Source organism: Bacteroidota bacterium (assembly GCA_017303905.1).
Taxonomy (GTDB): domain Bacteria; phylum Bacteroidota; class Bacteroidia; order B-17B0; family Aurantibacillaceae; genus JAHEYG01.
The window spans coordinates 46340-64617 of the sequence record JAFLBH010000005.1 but is presented as its reverse complement, the minus strand read 5'-3'; the positions used below and the strand labels follow the sequence as shown (position 1 = coordinate 64617).

22 protein-coding genes are annotated in these 18278 nt (G+C 35.8%); 15 read left to right on the top strand and 7 right to left on the bottom strand.

The genetic code is table 11. From position 1 onward, the window contains the following. Positions 1 to 1596 (bottom strand): T9SS type A sorting domain-containing protein, encoded by a 1596-nt coding sequence (locus J0L69_15570; GenBank protein ID MBN8694613.1) that lies wholly within the window; start codon positions 1594 to 1596, stop codon positions 1 to 3. Continuing rightward, positions 1593 to 3401, bottom strand: coding sequence for a T9SS type A sorting domain-containing protein (locus J0L69_15565; GenBank protein MBN8694612.1), 1809 nt, complete (start codon positions 3399 to 3401; stop codon positions 1593 to 1595). The genes J0L69_15570 and J0L69_15565 overlap by 4 nt, the downstream gene beginning before the upstream one ends. Positions 3402 to 3653: 252 nt before the next feature. On the opposite strand from J0L69_15565, the gene J0L69_15560 reads away from it, so the two are divergent. Beyond that, the gene (locus J0L69_15560) at positions 3654 to 4316 is read left to right on the top strand and encodes a hypothetical protein (GenBank protein MBN8694611.1); all 663 of its coding nucleotides are present in this window, start codon (positions 3654 to 3656) and stop codon (positions 4314 to 4316) included. Here J0L69_15560 and J0L69_15555 read toward each other — a convergent pair. The 3 genes from J0L69_15555 to J0L69_15545 all read right to left on the bottom strand — a co-directional run bounded on the left by J0L69_15555 (position 4303) and on the right by J0L69_15545 (position 6567). Next, positions 4303 to 5013 carry a response regulator transcription factor gene (locus J0L69_15555; GenBank protein ID MBN8694610.1) on the bottom strand — a complete coding sequence of 237 codons (711 nt, stop codon included), beginning with the start codon at positions 5011 to 5013 and terminating at the stop codon, positions 4303 to 4305. The two genes, J0L69_15560 and J0L69_15555, sit on opposite strands and share 14 nt — an antisense overlap. After that, positions 4994 to 5998 (bottom strand): histidine kinase, encoded by a 1005-nt coding sequence (locus tag J0L69_15550; protein ID MBN8694609.1) that lies wholly within the window; start codon positions 5996 to 5998, stop codon positions 4994 to 4996. The genes J0L69_15555 and J0L69_15550 overlap by 20 nt, the downstream gene beginning before the upstream one ends. Before the next feature lie 419 nt (positions 5999 to 6417). Next, positions 6418 to 6567 (bottom strand): hypothetical protein, encoded by a 150-nt coding sequence (locus J0L69_15545; protein MBN8694608.1) that lies wholly within the window; start codon positions 6565 to 6567, stop codon positions 6418 to 6420. Between J0L69_15545 and J0L69_15540 the strand changes: the two genes are divergently transcribed. From J0L69_15540 to J0L69_15520, 5 genes are read left to right on the top strand one after another with little or no spacing between them, the layout of a single operon-like run. After that, the gene (locus J0L69_15540) at positions 6566 to 7192 is read left to right on the top strand and encodes a hypothetical protein (protein MBN8694607.1); all 627 of its coding nucleotides are present in this window, start codon (positions 6566 to 6568) and stop codon (positions 7190 to 7192) included. The genes J0L69_15545 and J0L69_15540 overlap by 2 nt on opposite strands. Beyond that, a complete protein-coding gene (locus tag J0L69_15535) occupies positions 7189 to 7716 on the top strand; it encodes a hypothetical protein (GenBank protein MBN8694606.1) in 528 nt (175 codons plus the stop codon). Before J0L69_15540 ends, J0L69_15535 begins: the two co-directional genes overlap by 4 nt. 5 nt (positions 7717 to 7721) lie before the next feature. Further along, the gene (locus J0L69_15530) at positions 7722 to 8159 is read left to right on the top strand and encodes an HXXEE domain-containing protein (protein MBN8694605.1); all 438 of its coding nucleotides are present in this window, start codon (positions 7722 to 7724) and stop codon (positions 8157 to 8159) included. 51 nt (positions 8160 to 8210) lie between these two features. Then, on the top strand, positions 8211 to 8543 hold the full coding sequence (locus tag J0L69_15525) for a hypothetical protein (protein MBN8694604.1): 333 nt from the start codon (positions 8211 to 8213) through the stop codon (positions 8541 to 8543). 46 nt (positions 8544 to 8589) lie between these two features. Next, positions 8590 to 9303: an ankyrin repeat domain-containing protein gene (locus tag J0L69_15520; protein ID MBN8694603.1), complete on the top strand. Its 714-nt coding sequence runs from the start codon at positions 8590 to 8592 to the stop codon at positions 9301 to 9303. 2 nt (positions 9304 to 9305) lie between these two features. Here the strand turns inward: J0L69_15520 and J0L69_15515 are convergent, their stop codons facing one another. Next, positions 9306 to 9680 carry a VOC family protein gene (locus tag J0L69_15515; protein MBN8694602.1) on the bottom strand — a complete coding sequence of 125 codons (375 nt, stop codon included), beginning with the start codon at positions 9678 to 9680 and terminating at the stop codon, positions 9306 to 9308. A 236-nt stretch (positions 9681 to 9916) separates the two neighbouring features. Between J0L69_15515 and J0L69_15510 the strand changes: the two genes are divergently transcribed. The 5 genes from J0L69_15510 to J0L69_15490 all read left to right on the top strand — a co-directional run bounded on the left by J0L69_15510 (position 9917) and on the right by J0L69_15490 (position 14247). After that, positions 9917 to 10546: a hypothetical protein gene (locus tag J0L69_15510; GenBank protein MBN8694601.1), complete on the top strand. Its 630-nt coding sequence runs from the start codon at positions 9917 to 9919 to the stop codon at positions 10544 to 10546. 8 nt (positions 10547 to 10554) lie between these two features. Further along, positions 10555 to 11379 carry a hypothetical protein gene (locus tag J0L69_15505; protein MBN8694600.1) on the top strand — a complete coding sequence of 275 codons (825 nt, stop codon included), beginning with the start codon at positions 10555 to 10557 and terminating at the stop codon, positions 11377 to 11379. A gap of 56 nt (positions 11380 to 11435) precedes the next feature. Next, on the top strand, positions 11436 to 12272 hold the full coding sequence (locus J0L69_15500) for an RNA polymerase sigma factor (protein MBN8694599.1): 837 nt from the start codon (positions 11436 to 11438) through the stop codon (positions 12270 to 12272). Between the two features lie 273 nt (positions 12273 to 12545). Beyond that, positions 12546 to 13388, top strand: coding sequence for an alpha/beta hydrolase (locus tag J0L69_15495; protein ID MBN8694598.1), 843 nt, complete (start codon positions 12546 to 12548; stop codon positions 13386 to 13388). Then, on the top strand, positions 13375 to 14247 hold the full coding sequence (locus J0L69_15490; protein ID MBN8694597.1) for an alpha/beta fold hydrolase: 873 nt from the start codon (positions 13375 to 13377) through the stop codon (positions 14245 to 14247). The genes J0L69_15495 and J0L69_15490 overlap by 14 nt, the downstream gene beginning before the upstream one ends. On the opposite strand, the gene J0L69_15485 is transcribed toward J0L69_15490, so the two are convergent. Further along, entirely contained in the window at positions 14248 to 14877 is a 630-nt protein-coding gene (locus tag J0L69_15485) for a CPBP family intramembrane metalloprotease (GenBank protein ID MBN8694596.1), read from the bottom strand. 215 nt (positions 14878 to 15092) lie between these two features. Between J0L69_15485 and J0L69_15480 the strand changes: the two genes are divergently transcribed. The 4 genes from J0L69_15480 to J0L69_15465 all read left to right on the top strand — a co-directional run bounded on the left by J0L69_15480 (position 15093) and on the right by J0L69_15465 (position 18259). Next, positions 15093 to 16328, top strand: coding sequence for a hypothetical protein (locus J0L69_15480; protein ID MBN8694595.1), 1236 nt, complete (start codon positions 15093 to 15095; stop codon positions 16326 to 16328). A gap of 16 nt (positions 16329 to 16344) precedes the next feature. Then, on the top strand, positions 16345 to 16917 hold the full coding sequence (locus J0L69_15475; GenBank protein MBN8694594.1) for a hypothetical protein: 573 nt from the start codon (positions 16345 to 16347) through the stop codon (positions 16915 to 16917). Further along, the gene (locus J0L69_15470) at positions 16902 to 17804 is read left to right on the top strand and encodes an alpha/beta fold hydrolase (protein MBN8694593.1); all 903 of its coding nucleotides are present in this window, start codon (positions 16902 to 16904) and stop codon (positions 17802 to 17804) included. Before J0L69_15475 ends, J0L69_15470 begins: the two co-directional genes overlap by 16 nt. Before the next feature lie 239 nt (positions 17805 to 18043). Continuing rightward, complete coding sequence (locus tag J0L69_15465) at positions 18044 to 18259, top strand: helix-turn-helix transcriptional regulator (GenBank protein MBN8694592.1); 216 nt, start codon at positions 18044 to 18046, stop codon at positions 18257 to 18259. Positions 18260 to 18278: the final 19 nt, after the last annotated feature.

Below are 18278 nucleotides of genomic sequence, written 5' to 3'. Positions count from 1 at the left end.
CTATTCCTTCGCAATGAGTATTTTCTTAGATACAACCCTTCCGCTTTCAGTTTTTATGCGAACTATGTATGTTCCGGTACTTAGATCTAATGTTAGGTCTAGGTTACTTAAACGTGATTTATTATTTTCGGTATGCACACGCCTTCCGATCAAATCGAATACCGTTACTTCAGAGATCAAATCTCCTATAGATTCAATATGAAAGTTTGAGCTTGTTGGATTTGGATACATGAGTAAATCAATTTGAATTTCATTTTCTGGAAGATCCGTGGTTATGAGAGAACAAATCGTAGTATCGTTGTAAAATGAAACATTGGTTAATGAGTGACTGGTTTGTGTTAAGCTTATTATATTACTTGTCAATGTCAAACTTTGTATAACCGGTGTGCTTGTTACGGTTAAGATACTTGGTGTGTAATTTATACAGCTGGCGGTACTATAACTGTGTTTAAAGAAATAATAATCATCCTGACTGTTCATCTGGTCGTATTCGTATCCAACGCCTATAAAATCTGAAGGCGATTGAATGATTGAGTTTATACGTTCAATTTTAAAACTGGCTGACGTATCACCTGCAGCCCAACTGCCTAGGAGTATACCGGTAGTATCTATTGATAACAAAAGACCATCACTTTGCGACGGATTACCAATCCCTCCCGATTCACCGCACAGTATCAATTTATTTGTTACAGGATTGTAATTTGCATCGTATAACCAGTCTATTTGATTGGTCCCGTAATAAGTATTATTAATGAGCGCACCGTTACCTGTAATTTTTGTCACTATATAATCCATTGCTCCCGACCCAAAGTAATCACTGTAACCGCTTAGAAGAATATTGCCACTCGGCAATTCTGCTGCGTGATAGAAAGATGAGTTTTGAGAATTAACATTGTCGTAGTTTATTATTTCGCTCCAAATTAAATTACCAGTTGAGCTTACTCTATAGGCAACAGCGTTATTCATTTGAAACCCTAAACCTATGCTCCCCGTAATCAGGAAATCATTATTAGATAGTTGTAGTAAATTATCGGAAGTGAGAAAGCCTGAGCCTGAATATTCCATGATCCATTGAACGACGCCATTACTATCAAGTTTACTTAAGAAATTGATGTTGTTATTCATGTTATCGTAGTAACCGCCTAAAACTGCAATGCCACTATCATTTGTATTCACAATCGAAGTGAAATAGGTTTCATTCCCCATCACGGAGTACGTTTTCTGCCAAAGTATTGTTCCTGCCTGATTCTGCAATTGAAGATAGCCATCACTAATATTCTGGCTGCCAACAATTTTTCTTGTTGTGCCCCCACTTAAAATCTTGCTTCCATTTAAGTTAACTAAATCGGCTGTAAAATCATTTACATTTCCTTGCGCAATGCTATTCCATAGTTGATTGCCATTCAAATCTGTCTTAATTACCTGAATATGGGATGTGCCTAAGGAATAAGTATTACCGGCCAGGTAATAATTGTTATTTAAGGCAATTATCTTTTTCAAATGATCGATGTCATTTGCACCCGCTTTTCTAATAAAGCTCTGACTGTTTCCAACGAACGCGGAAAGAATCATAAATTGTAATAATAAGTTTTTCATGGGTTATGGTTTATTATAAGTTTATAATTTTTGTTGTCTATTCTTAAGATATAAACACCATCTGCCAGGTGGCTTACTTCAAGTGAATTTGTTTCAAGCCCTTTTTCTAAAATTAATTGGCCTATATCGTTGAAAATTTCTATTCGATCCAATCGTTCATCACTTTCAATTTTTAAGGTATGGTCTGCCGGATTGGGCCATATTTTGACTTCAGGATTACTCGTATTAAATTTTACGGCTCTTATAGGGCTTAGACTGTATTTTCCATCAAAATCCACTTGCCTTAATCTGTAATAGTTCGTGCCTTCTAAAGGAGAAGTATGTATGTAATCGTATTTCATCTGTTGCGTGCTTGTGCCCACGCCATCTTGCATATTTATAACTGTAAAATCAATAGCATTCATGGAATGATGTATTTCAAAAAAATCATTGTTTAGCTCGGTAGCGGTAACCCATTCTAATAGTACAGATGATCCCTTTTTGAAGGCTTCAAACGAAAGTAGTTCAATAGGTAATGGGCCTGAAGAAAGTGTATTGCATGTAATCGTTGATCCGTTGGCAGCATAAAAGGTTGTTGGATCATCATTCTTTCCTCCGTTACCTGGGTTAGTATTCAAGTTTACACCAACTGGTAAATTGGTAGAATGTAATACCACGCCTGTTCCGCCACCGCCACCACCCCCATGTACAAATGGTGATTGTACATTACCTCCATCACCGCCATTAGCATTCAAATTCAATTGACAGGTAGGAGAAATCACCCAATTATTTACTTCAAGCACAATGCTTCCACCACCACCTCCTCCTCCTGAACCATCTGCAAAGCTTGGAAAGGTTATAGATGTTCCATTAGCCGAAATATTATATCCTCCGCAGATTCCACTGGTTGATATGGTGTTCGCTTTTACTAGGATAATTCCACCACCATTACCTCCTCCGGTCGCATTACCCTCATTACCCTCTCCCGAACCGCCTCCTCCGCCCATAAATACTCTTCCGGCATTTATGTAAGTTGATAATGATATTCCTCCTTGTCCTCCAGCAGCTGGTGTACAAAAAGGAAGGTCCGCACCTGGTCCCCCATCGCCACCGGTCGAACAATTTGATCCGCCACCGCCACCGGAGTTATGTGAATTCCCACCACCGCCACCATTAAGTATCTTTGCTCTCGCACTTGTAAAATTTGGATTTACTCCGGTATTAATTCTATAAATACCTTCCCCTTTCAAACCAAAATTCGCACCCGTGTTTGCCATGTAGGTTGTAGAATTACATCCTCCCGCAGTGCCTAAATTCTTCGCGCCGCCTCTAAATCCATATCCACTGGCGTCTATGTTATTGTTTATTGAAAGTACGCCACTAACATTGAAAGCTATCACACCTCCTATATTTCCATTCCATGTTATTGGGTTAATTACTGAACTGAGGTTATAATTCGGGCTTCCTAATGTCGGAAAAGTAATGATCTGAACTGATGAATTACTTCCTATGTTATAACTGTTCCCCAATGCAGAAGCAAAAGTTATAGTGGTCGGTATTCCTCCGGTTTCTGTATGCGATTGTATCTGCACAACTTCGTACAATCCCGCTGAACCGATGGACGATAATGAGCCAAACGTAGCAACATTTGTTGTAAAAGATCCTATTACATTATCTTGCATCTGCATTATTATTACATATTCCCCATCTTCAAATGAATCATTCACCTCGTTAACATTGGCTACTGTAACCGTAGTACCTGCTAATTGACTAACACGGGCGTATCCATTAACTACTATCCCGTAGCCTTGATATACTTGAAACATTAAAATTGCAAGTAGTACAACCGTCTTATTGTGCATAAACTAATCATTGCTTATCAAAAATAAACTAAAGCATAACTTTATGGCGTATTTTATGATTAAGTCCTTTTATCATTTGTGGCAATAAAATGGTGCTAATAAAAGCGTAGATAGGCTAATGAGTGTTTTAATAATTGTGACGAAAGACATTTGTCACAATGTAAGATATTCGGTTAATAATAGAACTTCCTGGTTCTATTTTTGAGATAATTAAGAATGAAAAAAATCGGAGGATTATCAGCCTTAACTATAGGTGCCTTATATATAGTAATTACATATTTATATGTTTCATCTGGTAAACTTCCTGATGATCCGACCAAAGCGCTTAAACATTTAAATACCTACCGCTGTGAATGGATTGGAATAATTATACTTTCAATCATTACAGATATTTTATTCATCCCTTTAATTATTTCTCTATTTAATAACTTAAGTAAAAATAATTTGTATCAAGTGTCCGTAGGTTCCGCTCTTATTATTTTGTTTGTTGTTATTGACCTTATATACACATGGCCTGGCTATATTCAACTGTTAAGATTTAGCGAAGATTCAAAATCTTTCCTCGCACTTAGCCAAAATTCATTCATTTTACTTTCTTCGTCCTCATTAATCAAGATGCTTAATTCCCCTCTTTCAGCATTTTACTTGATCTCTTTGCCTTCAATAGGTATTGCTTTAGTTTGTCTTGGCATTCCCAAATCAAGCTTCGGTTCTACCGGTAAAGTTCTTGGCTATGTCATTGGTATTACTGGTGTGATGTCTTCAGTAGGATTTACTTTCTTCAAACCATTTGGTATTGGATTTATCTTAACCTCAATACTTACTATACTTTGGTTATTTGCTATTGGTTACAAACTGCTAAAGCTTATTGATCCTTAATTTTGCTTTTGAAGTATTTTTTAAATGTCTTTCCAATCGGGATCTTGGTTTCATTTACAACAATAAAATCTAAAGCGGTCTTGTTTATTTTATTGATGTTCACGATAAATGACTTGTGCACTCTAACAAATGTGTTTGGGTTTAACTCGTCCTCCAACTCCTTAGTTGTCTTTAGAAACACATAACTTTTTGTAGTAGAGTAAAGCTTAATATAATTTCCCAAACTTTGAAAATAGCTGATTTCAGATGTAGGTATACTTACTTTTTCACCATGCAATTCAATATTAAAAATGTCCTGATTAAAATTATCAAGGCTTACTAATTGCTGATTGCCTTTAAGTGCCTTAGCTTTATCTATTGCCTTTGCAAATCTCTCAAAGCGAATTGGTTTAAGCAAATAATCTGCAACATTATATTCATAACTCTCCAAGGCATATTCGCTATAGGCTGTTGTTAAAATAACTAATGGCGGTTCTGTCAACATTTTTAGGAGGGCAATACCCGAAATTTCAGGCATGTTTATGTCTAAAAAGACAATATCGATCTTCTTTTCTTTTAAAATATTCATAGCTTCAATTGCGTTCTTTGCTGTGTCTGTCAACTCCAGTTCTTCAAAACGCTTAACAAAACGCTCAATTATTTTTCTTGCTGGCGCCTCGTCATCTACTATAAGGCATTTAAATGTCGATGTACTCATTTCTCAATTCAATTTTTAAATCAACTTTATAGGTCCCATTTTCCTTTGTGACTAGAAGCGAATGTTTATTTGGATAAAATAAATCTAGCCTTCTTTGCACATTCTCCTTGCCGGTACGTGTCGATACAATGTCCGCATTCAAAATTCTGTTCTCAATAATAACACTCAAAGTGTCATTCACTTCCCTAACTTTAATGTTCACAAAGCATTTCTCCATCGTATTTGTGCCATGCTTAAAGGCATTTTCTATCAGAGGAAAAAACAATAATGGTTCAATCGCTCTGTTGGGTTTGTTTATTTCGCATTGATAGTTTATCTCACATCTGTCTTCAAGCCTTTCCCTTTCAAATAAAAGATAACTATCTAAGAACGATAACTCCTCCTTTATGGTAATCTTGGGTTTCTTATTGAATTCGTTTAAGAAACGAATAAGCTCGCTTAGTTTGAGAATCAGTTCAGGTGTTCTCTTACTCTCTTCTAAACTATAATAGTAAATATTGTTTAATGAATTGAAAATAAAGTGAGGGCTCAATTGGTTCTTGAGGTACTTTTGTTCCATCTCAACAATATAAAGCTTGTTCTCGAGTATTTTTTGTTGCTCAATGAAGTATAAATAAGTAAAATATACAATTGCACCCAGAAAGAAATTGTAAATGGCAACATAGGTTAAACTAATAAAACGCTCCTTTAGCAGGATTTGATTATACATGACACCCTGCAAGAGAGAGTAAACAATGATCAACACAAGTAAAAGAACTAAATATAATAATTTACGATTCTTTAGAAGTAAGCCATTAATAAGTATTCTGTTGTGAAAAATTATAAATATCAAGAGAATTAATTGAGAAACTGTAGCCTTAACTTCACCAAGTATAGTGTCTTCAGGATTAAAAATAAATCTTGCAAATAGAAAACAAATGAATACTAAGACATTCCTTAGCCAGAAATTTTTAAGTATTCTGTTCCAAATGGTTTTCTGTTTCATAAATCAGTTTTATACATGACTGAATCTAATACAAAGATAGTTTTTGTTTCGTATTAAGTCTGCTCTCTTAGTGTTAGTATTCAGGACTAAGGGTGTTAGAGTATATTCTTCTAGGTTACTTTTATTCTGTTCACGAATATAATGGCTTTTAAGGCTTTTAATTAAAATATAGGGTTTGGGACAAAAGCCGTTTGTCATAATAGAGAGACTAAGCCTTTCAGGTATATTATCTTTGTATTAGCTGCTAATTTTCACTAATTGATTAATGAGAGGGTTAAAATAATTCTAGGCTCGTCAGCCGTTATCCTAAGTAGCATTTTTTCTACATTATGGTCGTACTGGGGTATTGTTGAGAATTTTCATGAAGGATGGTACTACCAAAGCCTTATTATGAATCTTTTCCTGTTTTTTCGTCAGTACTATGCCTTCGCTTTAATTTTTATCTTATTGCCAATGCTTGCCATTTTTAAAAGAAAACTTGGAGCTTGGCTTCTTATACTTGTTGGAGTTGCAATCCCTCTTCTTTGGGTTAGATCTTCAGCTGCCTTGGTCATATTCTCTCTCCCCATGATCTTAATTGGCGTTCTTTTCTTATTAGGCTCCAATGGTGGTAAAAACTGGAATCGTTCAATACTTTTAGCTCCGCCTTTATTGGCGACATTGATTTTCGGTTTTGAGCCTGCTCTTAGAGTTTCTAAACGCGTTAACGATGGCTTTAAAGGAGCTACAGAAGTAAAGGGCAATAATGTAAATCTCATATGGGCACCGGCTGGTCCGGGCTGGCCACAAACTTCGTCTGACCTTAACTATACATCGTGGAATGATGTAAATAAAATTTGTGCCCATCTTTCTGAAGACGGTTTAAAATTGGAGGATACAGTTGTAGGCGTCTGGCGTTTGCCTTCTATAGAAGAAGTAGTTGCTTCTTTAACCAGAAACGGCAACAACGCAGGTGGTGAATGGAATAAAATCACAAAAGAAACTAACTATAAAATTAAACCTGATAAAGAGAGTCCTCTATGGAATTCCTATTCTCCGATTATTTATTGGTGGACATCAACAGAAGTGGATAGTAATTCGGTTTACCGTATTGTGTATAACGGCACATTTCAAAAGATAAACAAGAAATTAAAAATGGGCAGCCTCGGATTCAGGGCGGTAAAAGATGTCCAAAATAACAAGAATTCAAAATGAAGTACTCAATTAAAACAGTAAAGGTGATCTGCATAACTGTTGTTTGCAGTTGGATTACTAATATCAATGCTCAATCAGTAAGCATTACAGATCTTTCTGAGGTAAAATACATAACAGAAAAAAGTGATACAGTAAAAATAATCGCTAAATTAAGTACAACCTCTGTCATAAATCAAATTCCTTGTGAAAAAGGATGGATTCATTTTGATAAGCGCTTTAATCCGGTAACATTTAAATTAAGTGAGGATAAAGTGCTCAGTAATTTTCAATATCCTAAGGGAACCTGGATCTACTTGAAGCAGGAAGGAATTGTCTGCGTGTTTCCAAATGAAACCCTTGTACAAGGATTCAAGTGTCGCGGAGGTGGAGGTATCTCAGGGGTACAAACGGCATTTTATAAAAGTGGCAAATTAAAAACCTTTTTTAGTGCTGATGAAGTAGAGCTTGAAGGAAAAAAATGCAAAGGTGGCTCAAAAAAGTACATCGAGCTCTACGAGAACGGAAAACTTAAAAGCTGTAATTAATGCAAGTGGCTTTGCTTATAGCTTCTCTACTTCATGTATTTGAAGAATTTGTTTATCCGGGTGGCTTTGCTTCTAAGTTTAAAAGCATGATGTCTAAGATTGGTAAAACCATTTCAACCACTTGGCTTATCATTACAAACCTTATGTTTCTCTTAGCTGTGTCTTCTGTACTTTTCATCCAAAACAAACTTTATATAATGTCAATTGTATCAATTGTATTTCTTAATGCTTGTTTACATATTGGCAAATCAATACACGCTAAAGGTTATTTTCCTGGTCTGTTCACGGCATTGTTTCTCTACATTCCGATTTATATTTTAGGCATCATTTACACGCATCTAAATTTTTCTCAAGTAATGATTTGCCTTTCTGTTGGTGCACTTCTTCACAGTTTCCCTTTTCTTATTCTTTGGTATCTTAATCCAGGTAGCAAACGCCGCTGAGTATTTCATTAATTTAAACCTTGTATGTATAAACCTATTTATTTGTCTCCTATGATTCCCTCGTATAACTTGGGTATAACGGCCAATTTCTTTATCAACATCCTCGGCTTTACAACTGTACTGAATTACGACAGTTATAAAATTCTTGTAAAAGATCATATATCTGTTCACTTGCTCAGTGCAGGCGAAAATATAGGACAAATGGAATTTTACTTAGAAGTCGATAACGCTGATGTCCTATGGAATTCAATTAAAGATAAAGTCATCGGCTTAAAAGTAAAACCGCCGTTTGATCAGGATTACGGCATGCGTGAAATTCACATTGGCATTCCTGAAACTAATACACTGATGTTCATCGGCAGTTCAATTGTTAAGTCTTCCTAAACTTATGTCTAACAATACTGAAATAATAAAAAATGCTCTACATCAAATGGAGCTACATTCGCCGGAAGGACTTCAGTTATGCTTTCAGGACGGCCTTGATTCAAATACTGTTTATGAAGGATCTTCACTATTGGAATTGTTCCTGTCAATGTACACGCGCTCTCCAAGGTTTACTGATTGTATTCGCGTCCTTAGCAAACATAACTGTGCTAGTAACGATAAACTACTTAACTATCTTTTGCTTGATGATGTATCTGGAGTTTCAATTGTATTGAACGAATTCCCGGGTATGTTAAATAAAACCTATTCATTTCGTTCTGCTTACACGCCGCTTTTTCAGGCTTCCTTATTGCACATTTGCGCCGAATTCAATCTGATAAAATGTGGGAAATTACTCTTGGCTAAAGGAATGAATGTAAATACGCCTGCCGGTAAGGATGATTTTGGTTTTGGAGGTCAATCACCGATTTTTCATACTGTGAATCAAAATTCAAATGCCTCTAAGGAGATGTTTCATTTGCTGCTTGATTACGATGCTGATCTTAATTATAACGTTAACGGGATAATTTGGGGTAAGGGCTTCGATTGGGAAACTTTTATTCCGGCTATCAACCCAATCAGCTACGCAATGTTTGGTTTACTTCCGCAAATGCACCGTAACCCAATGGAAATTGCCACCACAATCGATATAATGCAGTACAAAAAATTCGGTTTTAGTTTCAAATTACCCAACATTCCATGTAAATACCTTCAACAGTAGAACTAATTCTCTTCCAGTAAAGCCATTCTGTTTCCTTCGCTGTCAATAAATAAAGCCATATACGTATTTGGCTTTATGTTGGTTTTTTCACGAAGTATTTTCCCTTTCGCGGACGTTATTTTTAGTTGCATAATATCTATACTCGGATTTGCAGTCAAATAAACAAGTGGTCCGTCAACGGAGGGTTTATAATATTCAGAATATTTACACAAGGCTCCGGCCACTTCACCGGTTGGCGACGTAATAAAACTCATTTCAAGATCATTGGCAAGTTTCATTCTTTGTAGCTTTATTCCTAGAACCGTTTCGTAGAACATTACAGCTCTATCCATGTCAATCACGGGAATTTCTACCCAACTGAATATCGATTTATTCATAGTTAAAACTGCAAAATTATAGGTGATCGATAAAACTTTAATTACAAACGTCCTTTGTCAAATAATTTTTGTGGAAAATAGAATGTACACTACCTTAAGAAGGGTAACATAGCCTCTTCATCTATGATTTCGAATTAAATTATTAAGATATGGAAACTACAGAATTTGATAACTATAAAAGCAAAACAGAAAACGAGATTAGGTCACTTAAAAGAGTTAGCAAGATACAATCCACTATGCTCTTCGTCGGCATACTTTGGGTATTAATTTCAGGTTTTGTCACCCAGGGTAATCAGAATTTTGACTCCATTAGAACTAACGAAATCGTAGTTCAAGATAAGTATGGAAATGACAGAATAATAATATCTCCTGAAATCGTGTCTCCTAAAACAAGGCTACGAAAAGATACTTTATCCGGGGTATTGATCTTGGACGCTTCTGGTCATGATCGCGTTATCCTGGGAGCCTCACCATATGCTAATATAAAAGGTAAATTAACGAAACGTGCTATTAATGGTCCGTATGGTTTAGCTTTTAATGATAAAGAAGGACTCGAGAAAGGCGGATTTGGTTATTATGACGATAGAGGATTATCCGCGCTTGGTTTAGATGGTCCAAGCGGTGAAGGCATTGTTCTATTCGTTCCAAAAGAAGAATTGTTTGGACAAAAGGTTGGTATACTTATTAACGATCCTCAAAAAGGCGGCCAATTATTTTACATCGGAACAAACATTAAAGGACAAAATTTATTCAATATGGAAGCCCCTGGTAAAGGACAATTCTCAATTCAAACTGATTCATCTGCCTGTATAAAATTCTACGATTTTAAAAAAGCCAGTGAAGAAATAATGCTTAAGACGAAATAAATTGCTGTATGCTAAATCTTTTTGTAAAATCTTATGCTTCCATACTTATTCTGAATTTAGTTTGTATCATTATGCTTGAATCTTGTTCACCAAAATTCACGTCCACAATTATGCAAATGAATAACCCTGCAAATTTGAAGAATTCTTGTAAGTGGGATTCGCTTGCCACCGCAAACATTACCCTATACTACTATTCGGGCTTATCAAGGAAGACAGTTTCAAATTTACTCCAAAAACAAATTCAAGGTCAGGATACTTTATTAAACATAATGAATATTTCTAAGCCTGATTCTGATTCAAAAATATATTTTTGGATGTTTAAATCTCAAAAGGACAAGTACAAGTACACACAAGTAAGCTCTAACGCGCATTCTATTCAGGATTATAACTCTATTTACTGTACTTATAACAACGCAACCTCATGGCACGAACTCAGCCACATTTTATCGCAAAAATACTGGGGCCTAATACCAAAAACATCTACATACTATACCTTGGTGAATGAAGGTTGGGCATACCTGGCCGACGAAAATAACTTCTTTAAATTCTCATACTACAAAAAAGCAAAGGAGTTAATGAATAAGAATCCCGGCCTGGATCTATCACTTGTTGTTTCTAATGGTAAACAGTACAGTAGGCTTGTTCAGGAGAAGTCTTTATTGTCTGCCGCTTTCTTAAAATATCTCATACAGAAATATGGAATTGACAGTTTCGCTGAATTCTGGAAACAGCTTTCCTCTAATGATAGTGCTTTTCAATTAATTTACGGAGAGAGTTTTGATGCACTTGAAGATGATTTCAAGGTGTTTTTAGCAAATTGGGAATTAAAGTAAACACATTAATTTCATTAGGATCATTTTAGTATCTTAATACGTCTAAAAGATGTACAATGGAAAATTCGGAATTAATAGCTAAAGCAAAAGCTGGTGAAATAGCTGCTTTTCATCAACTCTTTAATCCATTTCAAAAGGAGTTAAAGGCATATGTATACAGGCTGGTTACTGATCGCAGTGATGCTGAAGATATAACCCATGATGTATTCGTTAAAGCCTTCGAAAAAATCGCTCTTTTTCAAGGAAGATCCAGCCTCAAAACATGGGTATTTAGTATAGCAACGCACATGTGTATTGATTTTTTAAGGGGGCGTAGGCGATGGGAATCTGATTCTCAGGATAGGGCTCGATTACATGCTGAAGCTAGCATGGATGTAGAAGAAGCACTCATCAACAAGAATAAGTATTCTCAATATGGTCTTTACGAAATAAAAGAGCACATCGATTTCTGTTTTACTTGTATGTCCAAAACACTTCCAATCGAACAACAAATCGCTTTAATACTAAAGGACATGTTCGACTTTACCGTTAAAGAAATAACAGAGATCATAAAGTCAACTGTTCCTACTGTAAAACATTATCTGCACGATGCTCGTAAAACTATGACTATTATTTTCGATCATCGATGCGCGCTTATCAGCAAAAAAGGAATTTGTCATCAGTGTTCCGAATTAAACGGATACTTTAATCCTAAACAAAATTCACAATATGAACTAATGAAGTTGGAGCTGGTTAAAAATGCTGATTCAAAGCAAAAGGAAGAATTATTTGACCTACGAACTAAATTGATCAAACACATCGATCCCCTCAACGCTGAGGGTTCTGATTTGCATGAAGTATTCATGCAGCTAACTCGTAAGGTGGAAGGTGAAATTGAAGATATTGACTATTAAATATTTTCAAGGCATTCTTGTTAAGATCTATTTTCTAAGCATCAGACTACCGCAGCTATCTTCCTAAGGGCATCTGCAGCTTCAACTATCTCGGGGCAGCCAATAAATATCACAGCGGCTATTACTTTACTAAAAACTTTAGATTCCTGTAGCCTTTTTTACTCTCTAAATTTTACTTTTTCATTTTTTAAGGATCATTTCCATAGTCTGTTTCGTCTAATTGGTATGAAACTTAAATTCCTATTATTTTTTTTCACAATTAAACTACTTACGATGGCTCAAAATGATTCTCTAAAATACTGTCAAACCGAAAATGGTACAATTTGTTACCGGGAGTTTGGTGTCAATAACGATTCTGTTATTTTACTCCTGCATGGTATCCCCGGTTCCTCGCATTGTTTTGATTCCTTAGCTTCTTTCCTTAGCAATCGATACCGCGTAATTGTGCCTGATCTTCTGGGTTTCGGTAATTCTTCTAAACCCAAATTCGATTATTATATGACTGCTCAAGCCGAAGCTGTTTCCTCTCTGCTAACTGATAAAGGCGTTAAGGAGCTAACTATTTTTGGTCACGATTTTGGCGGACCGGTAGCTTTAACATTCATGCGGCTTTTCAGCTATCCTAAGGTAAATAAACTAATTCTTTCGTCTACTAATGTATTTACAGATACTTACATTCCACCACCACTTCGGATGGCAAAAGTCCCTATTCTCCGCGATCTTTTCTTTTGGATGATGGCTGGTAGTAGAATGGGTATGAATATGACTTACAAACAAGCCGTAATTCAAAAGGATACTTATACGCATCAAATGTTCAATAAAAGTATAACTAAAAGCGGCATGCGTTATACCAATCGCATTTTCAAAAAAAGTTTATCTAATCTCAAATTACATTATAAGGATATTCATAATTATCTATCCGAAATTAAAATACCTGTATTGGTACTTTGGGGCGATGCTGATCCATTCTTCGCTGTAAATGTGGGCGAACGTACAGCTAAAGCAGTGCAAAAGGGTTTACTTATCGTTTATCCCAAAACCGGTCATTACGTTCCCTCAGAACAACCAAAAGCAGTTAGTGTTGATGTACTAAAATTCTTAAATGATGGAAACTAAAACATGGCTTAATAGAAAAGAGTACCCTTTCAAGTCTAATTTCTTTGAAACGGGTATTGGTAAAATGCACTATATCGACGAAGGGGAAGGTGATCCGATTTTATTCATTCATGGCAACCCCACTTGGTCATTTACGTATCGTAAAATCATCAAAGTACTTTCTGTTAAATACAGATGTATTGCTGTCGATCTCATCGGTTTTGGTTTATCTGACAAGCCTTTTAACTGGTATTACAAACCCGAACATCACGCCAAATATATCGCTGCTTTCATTGATCAAATGAACTTAAAGAACTTAACCTTGGTCGTGAATGATTGGGGTGGACCTATAGGCTTATCTTATGCTGTAAATAATCCCGACAATATCAAATCACTGGTGTTATTCAATACCTGGATGTGGTCTGTAAAAGGCTATGGTTACTACGAGAGATTTTCGGGTTTCATGGGCGGTAAATTGGGACGTTTTCTAATTAAATATTTCAATTTCTTTGGTCGTTCAGTTGTTCCAATGGCTACTGGTAATAAAGCGAATTTCCCTAAAGAAATGCAGTACCATTACTTTGCACATCTTGAAACAAAACAAGATCGGAAGGGCAGCTGGGTATTTCCAAAAGAAATTATTAATTCATCAGATTGGCTCGATTCTTTATGGCAAAAAAGACAAGCCATCAAAAAAACGCCGGTGCTTCTTTTATGGGGATTAAAAGATATTGCGTTTCGCAAAGATATCTTAAAGAAATGGGAAGATTTTTTTGACTGTTCTGAGTCTCATGAGTACCTAGATGCAGGTCACTATCCACAAGAAGAAAAAGGAAATGATGCTGCTGAACGTATTTTTAGTTTCTTGCATTCTATTTAATTAGATGACAAACGCTATAATAAAGTAAGAAATTGTATTACCTAATCCGTGTGCGATCCAACCGGGTATTATACTTCCTTCTCCGTACTTCTCTTTAACAAGCCCAATCAAATATGCACCAATACCTGATATTAAGAATATGTATAATAGAAATCCCACGCTCGAATTCGTCATCGCTGCGAATAAAACCAAATGCAAAACAGCAAAAATAAGTGATTGTGTAATGTTACCAATTAAATATCCAAAGCGCTTCATCAATCTCTTGGCAACAAATCCCCTGAAAAATATCTCCTCTGCAAACGAGGTTTTAAAACAAGCTATTATAAATAAAGATAACATTGTTATTGAACTTAATCCCATCTGATGTAGCTTACCTGTAACACTGGGTGGATTTGTCATTACAGCCTTTGTATTTTCATTGGTTAATACTAATACAAGAGTCCCTGCGATAAATACAAATGAAATCGCAACCGAGAGTAAAATAGCTTTTTTGGTTGTTTTAACTAGACCAATGTATGCCAAGAACCCTCTGGAAGTTTTGTGAATGATCAGATAAACAATAAATGGAATTAAGGTAAATACTAAAATTTGCAGTATGGCCGAAATAATTTCGCTTATCAGAAATGTCATAAGCACAAATTTAATTAAAACAAGAGTTTTCTATAATAAGAATGACAAAAGCCCTTCATCAAATTTGCCACAAAATTTAACTTAATACCTTTAACTTTGAGTAACGGTTTTCTGGATTATCTATTATTCCTTACTCTCCAAATGTTACTATGAAACATCTTAGTTATATATTAATCCTTCTCCTAAATTATATAACGCTACCCCTTCTTTCACAAATGACTTTGAATGATAGCATCGCTATGTACTTTGATGAAACAAAACGGGCTTGTACATCAAATGAAAAGTTATGGGATAAAAACATTTACGGCCCTCTTCTTATTGTAGACCCTATCTCAAGGAAAGCTTATGCCAATGAGCCTGATACATTAGGCATCCTTAAACCGGATGGTAAAATATTCATTGGTAAATTGCCTTATAATGTTGTTATCGCTAATGCTAATGTTAAATGGAGTGGTAAAAACTGGGCAATGGTTCTTTTGCCTTTCATTTCTAAAGTAAAGGAAGACCGTATTAACTTATTGGCACATGAACTTTTTCATCGTTCTCAACTATCTCTTGGATTTGAAAATAAAGATGCCAATAACAATCATCTAGATACCAAAAATGGCCGTGTATATTTAAGACTGGAATTAAACGCACTTATTAAAGCTCTTGAATCAAAAAGCAAAAAGGAAGCTGCTCGTCATTTAAATAATGCAGTTTTGTTTAGAAAACATAGACACGCTCTTTTTCCTGGCGCTGACTCTACCGAAAATGCAATGGAACTTAATGAAGGTTTGGCTGAGTATACAGGAACATATATCAGTCGTGGTTCCTTAAAGGAAGCCACTCCAAATTTGATCAGAAAGATTAAGGATTTCCAAAACGGTGGCACTTTTGTCCGTACATTTCCTTACAGAACAATTCCGGTGTATGGCTTTTTCCTGCAGGAAACTAAGAAGTATTGGAATAAAGAGATAAAGATGTCGACCCCACTTACTGAGTATTTCGTCTGGGAATTAAAATTGTCCATACCTGATGATATTGCAAAAATAGTTCTTCAAATTTCAAAGGAGTACGATTTCGATAGTGTAAATGCGCAGGAAACTGAACGGGAAGAAAAAACAAAAGCCTTATTAAATGAGTATAGGAAAAAGTTTATTGAGCTGCCCCATCTAACCATTACTTTCGAGAACAAAAAATCCTCATTCGACTCCCGAAATCTTACACCTCTTGATGATAAAGGTGTTGTTTATCCGACAATGACGGTGAGTGACAATTGGGGTGTTCTCACAATAGATAAGGTTGGTGGATTAATGAGTCCTAACAGAGATAAAGTTACGATCACTGCACCTAAGAACATTGATGGCCTAAACATTACAGGAGAAGGCTGGACAATCAAACTTACCGAAGGCTATCAGGTTTTGAAATCGAATGATGGCTCTGAAAATTACATTTTACAAAAGAAGTAGGCGCTATAGCTAATATATGTTTCGAAGCGCAGATATTAAATCTCATCTTAAATTCGCACTCTCTCTATATGCAGGTTTTTGGATTGCGGTTTATGGCTTTGTCAAAGTAGTAAGTATTCAGTTTGCTCCACCCGAAAAATTAGCTTCTAAAGTATTGGGCGATCTTACAGGGATGGAATTGACCTGGTATTATTTTGGATATTCTGGTTCGTACACTATTATTATCGGGTTATTGCAGATGGCTGGTAGTCTATTGCTCATTATTAATCGTACCCGTATCATTGGCGCTTTGATGCTATTCCCAATTATGCTTAATATTGTTTTTATTGATTACTTCTATAGAGTAACACTCGGCGCATTCGGTAACGCCATTTTTTATACACTTATTCTGCTCTTCATTCTTTACTTAGAAAGAGAAAAGCTCTTCAACGCATTCCGAAATCTTACTTTAAAGATTACATCACAGACATCGGATTCCATTTGGAAAAAAATTGGCTTTAGCGGATTATTTATTATTGCAGCTATTGTATTAAACCAACTCACAATTAATATTCTTATTGGAATTTACTCGCTATGCGAAAAACTGTAACAATAGTTTCAATGCTGTTTTCCTTTTTTGTTGTACAGCTATTTTCAGCGCAAGTATCCTGTCATTGCTATGGTAACGGCCCCTATACGATGGTGTTTGATGCAGGAATGGGTAATTGGTCAGTTTTTTTTAAGCCTTTAGCTGAAAAACTAAAAACCAAAGTTAAGGTATGTTTGTTCGACAGATATAACTACAAAAGCAGAAAGCTCCCAAAATACCGTGATCTCAAAACTATGGCAGCCGAATTTAATAGCGAATTGGAAAGGAACAACATTACTGACTCCATAATTCTGGTCGGCCATTCTCTAGGTGGCTTATACGTAAGAATGTTTCACGATTTGTACCCTCAAAAGGTGTCAGGCATGATCCTTCTCGATGCTGCCAATCCTAATTTATTAGATAGTATACCGGCACTTCGGGAAAATATCACAAAACAAACCAAACAGATCAATAAAGTCATTAACCTTGCCAATTGGGGGCTGCTGCGATTGGGAAAGAAGAATATACCCACTTTCGGCTTGCCTGAAAATTGTCTCTCTGAATATTATAAGGTAACTACCCGTAAACCCTACTACTTGATTTATCGTCTCGAGCTCGCTTCGTTTGACAAAATACTTTTGGAAAGTAAAAGCTTAGGCAAAATTGTAGATAAACCGCTACTGGTGATTGCAAGCAACGTTGGATTAAATCCACCTATTAATTCGGATTCTTCAACTGCCTCAAAATATTCTAATACTTGGGTCAATCTTCAAAAAGATCTTTTAACTATATCCACGAGATCAATTTATTCCGAAACCAACGCTGATCACTTCTTTCATGTTTCCAACCCGGATTTCGTATCACTTCAAGTTAGCAACTACCTCTTCCAAATGTTCGGGTTTAAGTAAGCACTCATTCTTGATTAATGGCGTTCGTCATTTTAATTTCTTCATTTTTGATTTTACTTCCTATATTTAAGGGTTAAATACTACCATATGAACTCATTAAGCATGATTTTCTGGTACTGATTAAGATATTATGTTTTGTTATATTTTAGAAAGAACTCTTTGGAGTAGAAAAGCCTCGGTAAAAACCGGGGCTTTTTTGTTTGTAGCTATGGCATAGCTACAATAACCGCACTTGTTTTATGTCACGAACTAAAGCACTTATTGGATACCGAATTAAAGCGAAAAGAATTGAAATGGGTTTAACGCAGCAGGAATTGGCTGCAAAGCTCTTGGTCGACCGCCAGTACATTTCAAAATTGGAGGGTGGTAAGATCAATATGTCACTGGATTATTTAGACAAAGTACTAACTGAATTAAATTGTACTGTAGATGAACTTTTTATTAATAATAAATAAAGCAGCAGTCTTCCCTACA

Coding starts and splice junctions, on each gene's coding strand:
- J0L69_15570 (MBN8694613.1), bottom strand. CDS start 1,596: ATGAAAAACTTATTATTACAATTTATGATTCTTTCCGCGTTCGTTGGA.
- J0L69_15470 (MBN8694593.1), top strand. CDS start 16,902: ATGCGAAAAACTGTAACAATAGTTTCAATGCTGTTTTCCTTTTTTGTT.
- J0L69_15495 (MBN8694598.1), top strand. CDS start 12,546: ATGGCTCAAAATGATTCTCTAAAATACTGTCAAACCGAAAATGGTACA.
- J0L69_15560 (MBN8694611.1), top strand. CDS start 3,654: ATGAAAAAAATCGGAGGATTATCAGCCTTAACTATAGGTGCCTTATAT.
- J0L69_15500 (MBN8694599.1), top strand. CDS start 11,436: ATGGAAAATTCGGAATTAATAGCTAAAGCAAAAGCTGGTGAAATAGCT.
- J0L69_15535 (MBN8694606.1), top strand. CDS start 7,189: ATGAAGTACTCAATTAAAACAGTAAAGGTGATCTGCATAACTGTTGTT.
- J0L69_15490 (MBN8694597.1), top strand. CDS start 13,375: ATGATGGAAACTAAAACATGGCTTAATAGAAAAGAGTACCCTTTCAAG.
- J0L69_15565 (MBN8694612.1), bottom strand. CDS start 3,401: ATGTTTCAAGTATATCAAGGCTACGGGATAGTAGTTAATGGATACGCC.
- J0L69_15510 (MBN8694601.1), top strand. CDS start 9,917: ATGCTCTTCGTCGGCATACTTTGGGTATTAATTTCAGGTTTTGTCACC.
- J0L69_15485 (MBN8694596.1), bottom strand. CDS start 14,877: ATGACATTTCTGATAAGCGAAATTATTTCGGCCATACTGCAAATTTTA.
- J0L69_15475 (MBN8694594.1), top strand. CDS start 16,345: ATGTTTCGAAGCGCAGATATTAAATCTCATCTTAAATTCGCACTCTCT.
- J0L69_15520 (MBN8694603.1), top strand. CDS start 8,590: ATGGAGCTACATTCGCCGGAAGGACTTCAGTTATGCTTTCAGGACGGC.
- J0L69_15550 (MBN8694609.1), bottom strand. CDS start 5,998: ATGAAACAGAAAACCATTTGGAACAGAATACTTAAAAATTTCTGGCTA.
- J0L69_15555 (MBN8694610.1), bottom strand. CDS start 5,013: ATGAGTACATCGACATTTAAATGCCTTATAGTAGATGACGAGGCGCCA.
- J0L69_15545 (MBN8694608.1), bottom strand. CDS start 6,567: ATGGGGAGAGAGAATATGACCAAGGCAGCTGAAGATCTAACCCAAAGA.
- J0L69_15505 (MBN8694600.1), top strand. CDS start 10,555: ATGCTAAATCTTTTTGTAAAATCTTATGCTTCCATACTTATTCTGAAT.
- J0L69_15525 (MBN8694604.1), top strand. CDS start 8,211: ATGATTCCCTCGTATAACTTGGGTATAACGGCCAATTTCTTTATCAAC.
- J0L69_15540 (MBN8694607.1), top strand. CDS start 6,566: ATGATCTTAATTGGCGTTCTTTTCTTATTAGGCTCCAATGGTGGTAAA.
- J0L69_15515 (MBN8694602.1), bottom strand. CDS start 9,680: ATGAATAAATCGATATTCAGTTGGGTAGAAATTCCCGTGATTGACATG.
- J0L69_15480 (MBN8694595.1), top strand. CDS start 15,093: ATGACTTTGAATGATAGCATCGCTATGTACTTTGATGAAACAAAACGG.
- J0L69_15465 (MBN8694592.1), top strand. CDS start 18,044: ATGTCACGAACTAAAGCACTTATTGGATACCGAATTAAAGCGAAAAGA.